This window comes from Pseudomonadota bacterium (genome assembly GCA_018817425.1).
In the GTDB taxonomy this organism is placed as follows: domain Bacteria; phylum Desulfobacterota; class Desulfobacteria; order Desulfobacterales; family RPRI01; genus RPRI01.
On record JAHITX010000033.1, the window covers coordinates 57,296 to 69,760 of the forward strand.

11 protein-coding genes are annotated in these 12,465 nt (G+C 39.1%); 10 read left to right on the forward strand and 1 reads right to left on the reverse strand.

Annotation, left to right across the window (positions count from 1 at the left end; all coding sequences use genetic code 11):
* Positions 1-131: 131 nt before the first annotated feature.
* Positions 132-869, forward strand: a complete 738-nt coding sequence (locus tag KKC46_06890; GenBank protein ID MBU1053540.1) for a response regulator transcription factor — start codon at positions 132-134, stop codon at positions 867-869.
* Positions 866-2,338 carry a HAMP domain-containing histidine kinase gene (locus KKC46_06895; GenBank protein ID MBU1053541.1) on the forward strand — a complete coding sequence of 491 codons (1,473 nt, stop codon included), beginning with the start codon at positions 866-868 and terminating at the stop codon, positions 2,336-2,338. The genes KKC46_06890 and KKC46_06895 overlap by 4 nt, the downstream gene beginning before the upstream one ends.
* Before the next feature lie 195 nt (positions 2,339-2,533).
* Here KKC46_06895 and KKC46_06900 read toward each other — a convergent pair whose 3' ends face one another.
* Positions 2,534-3,643 (reverse strand): radical SAM protein, encoded by a 1,110-nt coding sequence (locus KKC46_06900; protein MBU1053542.1) that lies wholly within the window; start codon positions 3,641-3,643, stop codon positions 2,534-2,536.
* A gap of 353 nt (positions 3,644-3,996) precedes the next feature.
* Between KKC46_06900 and KKC46_06905 the strand changes: the two genes are divergently transcribed.
* Genes KKC46_06905 through argC form a run of 8 tightly spaced genes read left to right on the forward strand, consistent with a single transcriptional unit; the run spans position 3,997 to position 12,304 of the window.
* Complete coding sequence (locus KKC46_06905; GenBank protein MBU1053543.1) at positions 3,997-4,479, forward strand: tetratricopeptide repeat protein; 483 nt, start codon at positions 3,997-3,999, stop codon at positions 4,477-4,479.
* Positions 4,476-5,126 (forward strand): tetratricopeptide repeat protein, encoded by a 651-nt coding sequence (locus KKC46_06910; protein MBU1053544.1) that lies wholly within the window; start codon positions 4,476-4,478, stop codon positions 5,124-5,126. Before KKC46_06905 ends, KKC46_06910 begins: the two co-directional genes overlap by 4 nt.
* Positions 5,123-8,113, forward strand: coding sequence for a tetratricopeptide repeat protein (locus KKC46_06915; protein ID MBU1053545.1), 2,991 nt, complete (start codon positions 5,123-5,125; stop codon positions 8,111-8,113). Before KKC46_06910 ends, KKC46_06915 begins: the two co-directional genes overlap by 4 nt.
* Positions 8,114-8,118: 5 nt before the next feature.
* Positions 8,119-9,756, forward strand: a complete 1,638-nt coding sequence (locus KKC46_06920; protein ID MBU1053546.1) for a glycosyltransferase — start codon at positions 8,119-8,121, stop codon at positions 9,754-9,756.
* Positions 9,753-10,796, forward strand: a complete 1,044-nt coding sequence (locus tag KKC46_06925) for an endoglucanase (GenBank protein MBU1053547.1) — start codon at positions 9,753-9,755, stop codon at positions 10,794-10,796. The genes KKC46_06920 and KKC46_06925 overlap by 4 nt, the downstream gene beginning before the upstream one ends.
* Positions 10,793-11,029 carry a hypothetical protein gene (locus tag KKC46_06930; GenBank protein ID MBU1053548.1) on the forward strand — a complete coding sequence of 79 codons (237 nt, stop codon included), beginning with the start codon at positions 10,793-10,795 and terminating at the stop codon, positions 11,027-11,029. Before KKC46_06925 ends, KKC46_06930 begins: the two co-directional genes overlap by 4 nt.
* Entirely contained in the window at positions 11,019-11,213 is a 195-nt protein-coding gene (locus KKC46_06935) for a hypothetical protein (protein ID MBU1053549.1), read from the forward strand. The genes KKC46_06930 and KKC46_06935 overlap by 11 nt, the downstream gene beginning before the upstream one ends.
* 50 nt (positions 11,214-11,263) lie before the next feature.
* On the forward strand, positions 11,264-12,304 hold the full coding sequence (gene argC, locus KKC46_06940) for an N-acetyl-gamma-glutamyl-phosphate reductase (GenBank protein ID MBU1053550.1): 1,041 nt from the start codon (positions 11,264-11,266) through the stop codon (positions 12,302-12,304).
* The last annotated feature ends 161 nt before the right edge of the window (positions 12,305-12,465 follow it).

Below are 12,465 nucleotides of genomic sequence, written 5' to 3' on the forward strand. Positions count from 1 at the left end.
CATGAAATTGTAAAGATTTTGTAAATCAGCTTGCTTCCATGATATGAATCATACTTATATTAAATTTAAACTGATCGTTTTACATTGGGGAAACAATAAAATCCGATTTGTTTTGCTGCGAGAAAATTATGATGCTTTCAGGCAATTTACCATTCAGGCTTAAGATCCTGATTGTAGATGACGACAAAAAATTGTGCCGGCTGGTCAAAGACTATCTGGAACCTATGGGCTATGATTTATCTTTGGCACATACCGGAACGGAGGGATTGACAAAAGCCCTGACCGGTAATTTTCACGTAGTGATTCTTGATGTCATGATGCCGGAGATGGACGGTTTTGAAGTATTAAAAAAACTGCGGAAGGAATCCGATATACCTGTATTAATGCTGACTGCAAGAGGGGATGAGACAGACAGGATTGTAGGTCTCGAAATAGGCGCCGATGATTATCTTCCGAAAACTTTTTCCTCAAGAGAGCTTCTGGCACGCATCCGGGCCGTAACCCGTCGGTATTATAAATCCGAACAACCGGCAATGGTCTCATCGGGCAGTAACACACTGATATCGGGCGTTCTTGTAATCAGCCAAAAATCACGCATGGTTCGGTTGGGAGCAAAGACACTGTCCCTGACTCCTATCGAATTCGATCTTCTGGTGTGCCTGGTCAAAGCATCCGGGCGAATATTAAGCCGTGATCAGCTTTTGGACGCCGTTTCCGGCCGAAGCTACGAAGTGTTTGATCGCTCAATAGATGTACATATTTCCTCACTTAGGCATAAGTTGGGGGACAATAGCCGCAAACCCAAATTCATTAAAACCGTTCGATCGGCCGGGTATATGTTCAGATCCCCGGATAGTCAAAAGCTATGAAACCATTTTCCTCTTTACTAACCAAAATACTTTTCTGGCTGTTTTTAAACATGGCGGTTATAGCAGGAGTTTTATTTGTGTTCTTTGCTTTCCAGTTTCAAATGGATCTTAATGCTTTTTTCGGACGGCAGACATTTGATCGGATGCATGTTGCCGGAAGGTTGATTTCATATGAGCTTAGTAAGACCAATCGGGCAAACTGGTCTGATGTACTTACCCGTCACAGTAAAATTAATCATGTGAATTTTGCTCTTGTACTTGAAGATGGAACTCAATATCTTTCAAAAGATATGGGTATCCCCAGCTCTGTAATGAAAACAGTTGTGGATTCTCTCAAGCCGCCGCCACCGCCGGATGACTTTCAGCTTTCCACTAAATTATCCAAAAATCAAGAAATGCAAAAGCAATACAAACAGGAAGCTAAGCATGTTGAAAAGCCCCGGATAATGATGCGCACCCAAAACCCTGCACGATACTGGGCGCGTATTCTGGTTCCGATTCCGATCGAGCATCCGCACCAGCACCCGCCTGCAATGCTTATTGCCGTATCCGATTCAATAACAGGAAACGGCTTTTTCTTTGATCCGCTTCCGTGGATAATTGCTGTTGCATCAATATTATTCATTTCGATTCTGTTCTGGATACCATTAGTGAGAAATATCACCAGGCCGATTGTAAGAATGACCCACACTGCTGAAGAAATCACAAGAGGAAATTTCGATGTAAGAATCAAAGAGCCGAGAACCGATGAAATCGGACGCCTGGCAAGCGCCATAAACCACATGACATCGCGTTTGGATGCTTATATGAAGGGCCAAAAGCGGTTTTTGGGGGATGTGGCCCACGAACTGGGGTCACCCATAGCCCGGATTCAGTTCGGATTGGGTATCCTTGAACAAAGAGCCGATGAAGATAATCTAAAGCGTGTGGCTGATGTAATCGAAGATGTTGCTCATATGTCAAATCTTGTAAATGAATTGCTTTCATTTTCAAGGGCTGAAACAAACCCGTTACGAGTTAAACCCATAGTCGTACAATTACTTCCCATAATCGAGCGTGTAGTGCAACGTGAGAGCCTTTCAGCAACTAAGATCATTATTGATGCCGGACATCAGATTAAAGCTATTGCAGATCCTGAACTTTTAAGCAGAGCCATTGCCAATGTTGTTAGGAACTCGATAAGATATGCAGCGAACACCGGGCCGGTTCTGATCAAAACTGAAAGAAAAGAAAAGAAAATAGTAATTGAACTCAGGGATTCAGGACCCGGAGTTCCCGAAGATTTATTGGATCAGCTATTTGAGCCTTTCTACCGTATAGAGCCCTCCCGCAACCGGGATTCGGGCGGTGTCGGCCTTGGGCTGGCCATTGTAAAAACATGCATTGAAGCTTGCGGTGGTACCGTATCCGCACGAAACCTTAAGCCCAAAGGATTTGCAGTAACAATTATACTGAAAGCAAATAAATAGAAAAATAATTATTATTGTACTAAATTCTTTTCTTTTGATAAATTACCAGCACATCAGATATATTCTATTATATCAATAAACTACATACACTTCTTATAACTCATACATAAAGATATATTTATAAAACCGGGGGAAAAGCTAAAGTAAAATATTACTATGCCGATAAAATAATCAAAGGCATTTGTCCGGATTGGACTAAATAATCCCCATAGGAATTAAATCCTTAGGTTGTAGAAATTTATCTTCATTTATATCAAGGCCTTTTTCTATTAAGTTCAGAACAGTTTCTTTTTCTTCAGGGAATTTATATCCGTCATAGCTTTGTTTAAAAAGATGCACAAGCTGCCCCGATATATTATAGTATGCCGAATTTCTGTAATGATCAAAGCAAACTCTGCCGGTTACATTAAGGTCTGTTATAAGTATTTTCATCTCTTTAAGACGTTCATGAGGTGATAATAACTCGAACTTGTTGCTTAGGTAGTCATCCAGCATAGGCGTTCCCGGGAATGGGCTGAAAGGCCTTGATCTGATAAAATCAGGATCAATTGCATTCAATACTCTTGCAGTATTTTTGGCATGCTGTACAGACATTGTTCTTCCGCCAAGACCCGGCATAATATAATCTGAAAGTTCCATTCCGGCTTTCTTTATTTTTCTTCCGGCAATAATATGTTCTTCTGCTGTCACACCTTTTTGTACCTTTTTTAACAGCTCATCATCACCTGTCTCAAGCCCTATATGCAATCTTGTCAGCCCTGCTTTGTACAGATCGGCAAGCTCATCGTCTTTTTTCTTGTATATGGTCTTTGCTCTTGCATAAGATGTTACTCTTTCAATAGAAGGAAATTTATTTCTTAAGTAAAGTATAATTTCGATCAGTTGCTGCGTGGGAATAACCGGAGTGTCCGCATCCTGCAAAAAGGCTGTTCTTGCACCTGATTGCAGCCAGTTTAGCACATTGAAATAACTATGTTGAATATTATCGTTAAGAGGCAGTCTTTTAAAAACAGCTCCCGCTGACAGGGTATTTATATTGCCGGCACGGCCCGTTTCTTCTGATATTTTTCTTATTTCTTCGCAGATAAGTCCCACCGTATCTATATCGGTTTTGACATCATCTACAGATCTCAACTGAAATTTTTCATGCTCATATGCTATGCCAAAGCAAAATGTACATCGATTCCACGGGCAGTTTCTGGTAACTCTTATCAAAAGAGAATTACTGCCACCTTCGCTGGGTGGACGTATCGGACCCATCTCATATGAGAGCCCGGCAAGTTTTTTCTTTTCTTTATTCAGCATGTGCGTATTCATATTATTTTCCACCTCAAATACATCAGTTATTATTATTCCGTCTATTATTTCTAAACTCACATTCCAATAAATGTAAAGAAAAAGTTGAATTATAATTCCATGAATCTTTAAAATCCAGATTATAGCAATTATTATAATGCATGTGATTTATTGTTGACATAAAACGATAAACTTATTAAGTTATTAATAAATATATTTTTCCTCTTATAAGCACCCTTAGCTTTTATTTTTTTGTCTAATATACAGATCACAATTAATTAAACCCTGCTTTTTTATTAACAGATAAATGGCAGAATTACTATGTGAACCCAATCAGTGAAGCATGATGCGCTGCATATCTTATGAATAGATTTTATTTAATATTCATTTTGGCTGTAATAGCCATTATCACTACATTTGGATATCATCTTTCCAACTCGGACCGGGTAATATTTCGAACCGGCGAAAATCATTTTTCTAAAAAAGAATTCAATCAGGCTATTCATTCATACGAACAATTATACCATGCAGGACAAAATGATCCAACGGTATATAGGCATCTTGGGGCATCCTATCTGGCAACCGGCAAATTCGACAAAGCCATTCCTGTTTTTGAAAAAATGATAAAACTGGGATTTACGGAGCGGGAACTGCTTATAAATTTATCTTCTCTTTATATAACAAAAAAACAGTACGATTCGGCAATAGATGTGCTGACCATGCTTCTTTCGGTAAACCATGAAGACCGCACAGCACACATCAATTTGGCCAGAATATATACATGGAAAGGCAATTTTGATAAAGCCATATTCGAATACCGGACTGCTCTTGGAGAAAACCAATGAAAAAAGCTTTAAATTATATGTTTTTTAACAAAATTATTATTTCCGTTATTGTAATACTATTTATTGGCACCATATCATGGGGCAAAAACCAGACCCCGCAGGAAATAAATAAATATTCAAACATGGATGAAGCGCTGGAATTTATTCCTGACTGGCAGGCACGATGGGAACTGGCACGGGTACTAAGCTATGTCAAACGCTACAATGAATCCATTGCGGAATACAGAAAAGTACTTAAGGAAAAACCTGATCTTTATGAGGCCCGGTCAGAGCTCGCAAACGTTCTCGTTTGGCATGGAAAACAAGACGAAGCAATTAAAGAACTTCATCTTATTCCTATCGACAAAACTGATGACAAGACTCAGCTTCTAATCGCCGATCTGCTTGTGCAACAGAAAGATTATAAAAAGGCTGGATATCTTTATCGAAGTTATCTAAAAAAAAATCCCCATGATCATAAAGCAAGAATCAAACTTGCCAGAATACTTAGCTGGACAAAACAGTACCAGGAATCACTTGATGAATATAAAATAATACTGGCTGACATTCCAAACGACATTCAGGTAAGAAGACAATATGCCTTTGTTCTTGTTTGGGCCGGCAAACCCGAGGATGCGGCGGACGAACTCAGGAAAACACTTAAATGAAATATCATTTGATCTTTCGCAATAATTCAAATTTTAAATATTCTGAAAAATTTGCCTTATCATTTCATATTTTGGTTTTTTTCACAGCAACATTTCTGTCATTGATTCCGGCTATACCGGTTATCGCTGAAACCGCAAAACCAAATCTTCGTACAACCGTTACAAACAGCATAGTATCACCGGAAGAAATGATAAGCGATTTTGAGGCACGTCACACTCTTGCCAGAATTCTTTCATACAACAATGCAACTTTGAGAGAATCCCTCCATGAATACAATATATTACTTGAAAGCAGCCAGGACAATATGATGCTTCATCTCGAAACGGGAGATATCTATTTTCGAATGAAGCAATACGATATGGCGTTAAAAGAGTTTAATATGGTATTAAAGAAAGATTCCAATAATATCAGAGCACGGCTTTCTTCCGGAAAAACATATCTTCTGCAACAAAAATACAGGGAGGCAGAAATTATATTAAAACAACTTCAGCCGGATGCCTTGATATTAAGCGAACTGGGAGATATGGAAGCTTCCGTCGGACATGTTGAAAAATGCATTGATTACTATAACCGCGCACTTGCTTTAAAACATGACAAAGATCTCAATCTGCGTTTTGCAGACCAAATGATGGGTTGGGGAGATTTTTACCGGGCGGAACGAATATATAGAAATTACATTAAATTTCATCCTGATTCGACGGAAACCAAGCTTAAACTTGCATCACTTCTTAAAAGTTCACAACGCTTTGAGCAAGCGGAAAGCATTTACCGGATGCTTTTAACAGAAGGTAAGGAAAAAGATAAAGCTCTCTTTGGGCTTGCAGAATTAAAATACGATGAAAAGGATTTCACTAAAAGTCTTATATACCTTGACCTGCTTTTGTCTGAAAATCCAAATCATGAAAAGTCCCTATATTTAAAAGGAAAAGCGCTGGCATTTACAAAAAACTATGATGAAGCACTTAAGAACTTTGATGTCCTTTCCAGGATATCATCCAAAGAAGCAATTTCTTTTCTGGAAAAAGGCAAGATATACCTGAAACTTGGTGATGATAAAAAAGCCTGCTTATGTTTTGCGGAAGCATTCCGGATCGATGGGAACAATCCGGAAATAATTTTTTATAATAAAGGGCATCAAAAAGCCACACCAGCCCGCTTTATCAAAGATATTTTAGAAAAAAACAGAAAAAATCCACAGGCGCTGATGAACTGGGGAAACATGTTTGCATCAAACGGTTTCCGAAAAGAAGCTATTAACTGCTATCGCACCATTATAATTGAAGACCCCGCATTTTTTCACGCAAGATTGGCTCTTGCCGAAACCCTTGCTGCAAACTCGCAATATGATGAATCCATAAAGCATTTTAAAGAACTTTCAAAAATTTTTCCCGAAAATTCAAAAATACTCATCAGCTTGGCCAGAGTACTCGGCTGGTCCAAACACTACCGGCAGTCTGTTGACCTTTATACCGAAATCAATCGTTTGAATCCCGGCGATTTTGTATGCAGGCGCGAAAAGGCAAGGACGGCCATGTGGGGAAAAATGTATGACATTGCTATGGCAGCATATGATGAGATACTTACCCCCCGTACAGACCAAAAACTTGCCGATGGCCTGAAACCCTTATGCAGACAAACAAATTCTCATAAATTATCTGCTGAATGTATAAAACTGCATAAGACAGCGGAAAATGGGTCTGTTTATAAAGGATACGAAACGATTATGGCAGAAAGTGATGCTATCAAAAATTCACTTGAGTCTGATCGTGCTCTGGATCTGGAAAGGAAACTGATTGAGCTGTCCGCCCTTTATAAAATTCAAAAGAGTGCCTTTCTTGAAAAGGAAGCAAAAAGGCTGTCATGGGAAAAGCGATTTATTCCATCGATGGAAGTCTTTGAAAAACTCATCAGCTTTACTCCGGGCAATGAAGAAGCACTCTTTGACTATGCCCAGATCCAATGCGCTCTGGGATTATGTGATCGTGAGTCTGCTGTTTATCAAAACCTTCTACATATCGACCCAATGCACAGCTTAGCCCCAGTTGCACTCAGTATATTGGAAAAAAGAAGCTGGCCGCTTGTTGGTATTGACTACTTTTACTGGCATGAAAAAGGGCGTGGAGAACTTTCGCAAATAGCAAGAAACCGATACGATCTTACAGCACAAATTCCTTTCATGTGCCGATATCGCTTTGAAACAAAAGTACATCACTGGGTAGAAAAACCGGACTTTACGGATCAATCATACCATGCTAACGGATTCTCCATCGCATTTCGAGGCGTTTTAAGCGCTATCGTAAGCGCAGAGGCAAAGTGGACACATAAAAAATATTCAAAAGAAATTTTTGGAACCACAGATACCGGTGATGCCGGTCTCTGGTTTAACCTCAGAAATTATGCACATGTAGGTATCGGTTATGAAAAATCGGATGAACTTTACAATTATTTTGGTATCAGACAAAAAGCCCAGGCCGAAACATGGTCACTGGCCACCCGTTCGGATATAACCCGACATCTTGAGCTAACCGGCAAAGCACGCTATATCGACTATAATGATAACAACGAAGGATACCATCATTCTCTTGGAATCGGCTATGCTTTTACCGATCATCCCCGTATATTTAAAGTAACTCTTTCCGAAAACTACCGCGACACTGCTAAGGACAGCTTATACATATATAACGGGCCGGCGCTGATTGATATAACACATCCCTACTGGACACCGGAAAACTATTTCGGCACAGATATAAACTTTCAATGGCACCACGATCTGTCCGAGTATTTTTTATGCGGCAATGAAAACAAATACTACGATATCCGCATTTCTTTCGGAGCCGGTAATGACGGAAACTCTTCTGCACAAATTGATGGGAAATGGCACCATGAAATATCTGATTATCTTACATTTGAAATAAACGCAATGCTCCATCGTTCCAATGAGTGGGATGCGGAAAGTATTTCTGGAAAAATACAATTAAGGTTTTAGAAGATATGAAAAGCGCAGGAAAAAATAAAATAACGGCGTTTATTATATTGCCTTTCGGGGCAATTCTGATCACTTTTATCTATCTTATCGTAAGAACATTTCTTTTTATTGCCGCCGAATATATGTGGTATGAAAAGACTCTTGCTTTTTTTCTTCTTCTTGCCGAAACATTTATTCTGGTACATGGGATTGGGTATTTTCTTGAAATCATACATGTCACAGCCGGAAAAAAAACAAACGCCATTTCAAAAAATTCAACTCCCCCCCTGACTTCATATCCGCCTGTTGCAATCATTGTCTCCTCTTTTAAAGAGCCTATTGGAGTAATCGAAAATACCCTGATAAGCTTTTATAACCTTACCTATCCAAACAAGCATATATATTTTCTTGACGATACCAGATACAACCTTCCCGGCGCCAACTCTTTTGAAATGAATGCATACCGTGATAAAGTAGATTTGCTCTGCCAAAGGATCGGAATTAATCTTTTCAGAAGGAAATGGCGGGGAGCCAAGGCAGGCATGATAAACGATTTTCTTGACTTTCTGGAAGGCAGGCAGAAAGAAGGATTTAGTTTTCAAAATTTTGGCGGCAGAGAAAAACCGGAAACGGAAAAATACATTATAGTATTTGATGCCGATCAAAACCCTTTTCCAAATTTTGTTGAAGCACTGGTGCAAATTATGGAACAGAACTCAAAACTTGCCTTTATTCAGACGCCACAGTACTATACAAATTTTGAGACAAACTGTATTGCACGCGCAGCAGGACTCCAGCAGGTTATATTTTACGAATACATTTGCGAAGGAAAAAGCCTCCAGGATGCAATGTTTTGTTGCGGCACCAATGTCATCTTCCGCAGAGAGGCGCTGACGGATGTTGGCGGCTTTGATGAATCATCGGTAACGGAAGACTTTGCCACTTCACTTAAATTTCATCTTAATGGATGGAGATCAGCCTACTTGAATGAGGTAATGGCTTTTGGCATGGGCCCGGAAGACCTGGGAGGCTATTTTAAGCAACAGTTCAGATGGGCGCTTGGCACTGTTGGGCTTCTTTCCCAGGTTATTAAGCTTTTTGTGCGAAATCCCAAAAAAATGACTACGGTCAAGTGGTGGGAATATTTACTGTCAAGCACACATTATTTTATCGGCCCGGTTTTTCTTATTCTGGTCAGTTGTCCTGTTTTTTATCTGTTTTTTAATGTCCCTAGCTATTTTGCAAGACCGGAAATGTACATTCTCATTTTTACCCCATATATAATTATAACCGTCTTCTCATTCTTCTGGACACTTAAAAAAAGAAACTACCGGGCAAAAGATATTTTTACCGGGCAGCTTCTGATGGCCATCACGTTTCCCGTTTATATAAAAGCTTCAATACTTGCGCTGCTTGGGGTGCGGGGGACTTTCGTTACCACTCCCAAAGGCGAAAGCGCAGCCCTTCCATTGAAAGATATATGGGTACAGGTTTTTATCTGGGCTTTGAGTTTTGCAGCAATAATATGGGGGCTAAACAGATTGTATTATGAAAGATACCCAGCGGGGGCGCTGATAGTAAACATGCTGTGGTGCCTTTATCATTTCCTCATCCTTTCTTCAATATTTTATTTCAATAAGTCAAACGGGAGTAAAGATATATGAAAAAACCGGTTTTGGGGAAAATGATTACACTGTTAGTAATCGTTATTTTGTTTGCCACATATTGTAATGCTGCATCAGACATAAAAGATACGCGTCCCTTATGGGGTGTTGCAGTCGAAGGGCTCAATATTAATGAAAATCAATTAAAAGATTTTGAAACAGAAACCGGCGCAAAGCCAAAAATAGTAGTATTTTATATCCAGTGGCCCTTTTCATATCTTCAGGAGGAGGTTTTTTTGCCTGATGATAGTATTGAGGCAATCAAGCGCTATGGAGCTGTTCCCTGTATAACATGGGAACCCATGTACATCCTTAATGGCAAGGAATTCATGATTTCCTCAAATTCTATTCTGTCCGGAAAATACGATGCCTATATTGATTCTTTTGCAGCCTCAATAGGTAAATTGGACATACCGGTTATGGTCCGGTTTGCTCATGAAATGAATATCAACAGATACCACTGGGGAACGGATAAAAATGGATATGGGCCTGACAGTCCAAAGATCTATCGTAAAATGTTTGGATATGTGGTATCCAGATTCAAAAAGGCAAATATAAAAAATGCCGTTTGGATATTTTGCCCAAACGCAGAATCTATACCCAACGAATCTTGTGACTCATCTGCCGTATGGAACCGTGCTGCAAACTATTACCCAGGAAATGATGTTGTAGATATTATCGGAATGGATGGATATAACTGGGGAACAGCCTGTACACAAAAACAGCAGGGATGGTGCAGTTCATGGAAGTCATTTCATGACATTTTTAAAAATTTATTCGAAGAATTAAAAATCATTGCCCCGGGAAAACCGGTTGTTGTATTTGAGACTGCAAGCGTATCCGATGGCGGAGATAAAACACAATGGATCAGCAATGCCTTGGATACCGCACGACAATGGGGAATAACCGGAATTGTATGGTTTCAGATTAAAAAGAAAATGGACTGGCGTATCAATGCTCATCATGATAAGAAGCGGGCAATTATTATACATGACAAAACATCGTATTCTCAAGAATTTTTAAGGAGTCCGGCAAGGTGAAAAAAGAGGAACTTATCAACCATGTCAAAGAAAGCATCAAACGGGAGGAAAGTGCAACCAGTATTTATCTGGAGCATCTTAAAGCAATAATAACAAGAAGCAACATTGCTCAATCCGACATTGAAAAAGCAACCAGCACAATAAAATATCTGATTAATTCAAACAGGGTACATAAAAAGCAATTGGAAAATTTGCTGAAAAAAATTCAAGAGGAATCCTGCGATGTTTTCTAAGGAAAATTATATCAATTATTTTAAACAAATACTTGCCCTGGAACAGGAAATGGAAGGTGCTTTTCGGTTTATCCAAGACAATGTCAGCAATCATGAATACCGGAAAATATTTAATCGACTTGCCGATGAAGAGCGTTTCCATCAGAAAAAAGTCGAAGAAATTATTAACCTTTTTACAAAGTGATGAATCAATTCGTATCAGTATCATACGAATATATATAACCGGAGGGTAAAATGGTAAGAGTTGGAATTGTAGGTGCAACGGGATATGCAGGTGCCGAACTTGTTCGTATACTTTCGGGACATCCGAAGGCAAAGATAACAGTTATTACTTCAAGACAATATGCCGGGACAAGATTTGACAGGGTGTTTCCTTCTATGGCAGGCCATGTGGATCTTGTGTGCGAGGAACTTTCTCTTGAGCAACTTTATAAGAAAGCTGACCTTTTCTTTCTGTCTCTGCCACACAAAATACCAATGGAAATTGCACCTGTTCTTATTAATAAAGGAAAGAAGGTGATCGATCTTTCGGCAGATTTCAGATTCAAGAGCCATAAGGCCTACAAAGATTGCTATCAGGAGCATACTGCAAAAGACCTGCTTAAAAAGGCTGTCTACGGACTTTGTGAGATATATTCCGATAAAATAAAAAACTCGGATTTAATAGGCAACCCAGGATGTTATCCTACAAGCACACTGCTTCCTCTTATTCCTTTGTTAAAAGCGGGACTTATTGATGGCAAAACCATTATTACCGATTCAAAATCCGGTGTAAGCGGAGCAGGCCGCTCCCTTGCTCTTTCATCACATTTTTGCGAAGCTAATGAATCTTTTAAAGCTTACAAGGTTGCGGTTCACAGGCACAATCCTGAAATAAATGAAATTTTGTCGATAGAAACAGGCAAAAATATAAAAATTACTTTTGTGCCACACCTTGTACCTATGACAAGAGGTATGCTTACAACAAGTTATGCACAGCTTAAAAAAAATGTCAGTGACAAAGATATTAATGAATGTTTGAAATCTTTCTATTCAGGGCGGCCTTTTATCAGGTTATTGTATGATCAAAACAGGCTTCCCGATACAATGCATGTGCGAGGCACAAATTATTGCGATATAGGATTTGTGATAGATAAACAAACAAATCGAATCATATTAATTTCTGCTATAGATAATCTTGTAAAAGGAGCATCAGGCCAGGCTGTTCAGAATATGAATATAATGCTTGGGTTTGATGAAACAACAGGGCTTATGGCGGTCCCTTATCCTTTATAGTGAATCAAATTTAAAAGTTCCAGCAATTCTCGGTGAAGTTAAGAAGATGCATAATATTACCACCCAGAACAAATCTTGAATTTATTTTTCGCAATCAGTAACGGAATATTTAAAATCCGGGCATTTTCGCAAAAAACTATAACATATTGATAATTAACAAA

Coding starts and splice junctions, on each gene's coding strand:
- KKC46_06920 (MBU1053546.1), top strand. CDS start 8,119: ATGAAAAGCGCAGGAAAAAATAAAATAACGGCGTTTATTATATTGCCT.
- KKC46_06895 (MBU1053541.1), top strand. CDS start 866: ATGAAACCATTTTCCTCTTTACTAACCAAAATACTTTTCTGGCTGTTT.
- KKC46_06910 (MBU1053544.1), top strand. CDS start 4,476: ATGAAAAAAGCTTTAAATTATATGTTTTTTAACAAAATTATTATTTCC.
- KKC46_06905 (MBU1053543.1), top strand. CDS start 3,997: ATGAATAGATTTTATTTAATATTCATTTTGGCTGTAATAGCCATTATC.
- argC (MBU1053550.1), top strand. CDS start 11,264: ATGGTAAGAGTTGGAATTGTAGGTGCAACGGGATATGCAGGTGCCGAA.
- KKC46_06900 (MBU1053542.1), bottom strand. CDS start 3,643: ATGCTGAATAAAGAAAAGAAAAAACTTGCCGGGCTCTCATATGAGATG.
- KKC46_06890 (MBU1053540.1), top strand. CDS start 132: ATGCTTTCAGGCAATTTACCATTCAGGCTTAAGATCCTGATTGTAGAT.
- KKC46_06915 (MBU1053545.1), top strand. CDS start 5,123: ATGAAATATCATTTGATCTTTCGCAATAATTCAAATTTTAAATATTCT.
- KKC46_06925 (MBU1053547.1), top strand. CDS start 9,753: ATGAAAAAACCGGTTTTGGGGAAAATGATTACACTGTTAGTAATCGTT.
- KKC46_06935 (MBU1053549.1), top strand. CDS start 11,019: ATGTTTTCTAAGGAAAATTATATCAATTATTTTAAACAAATACTTGCC.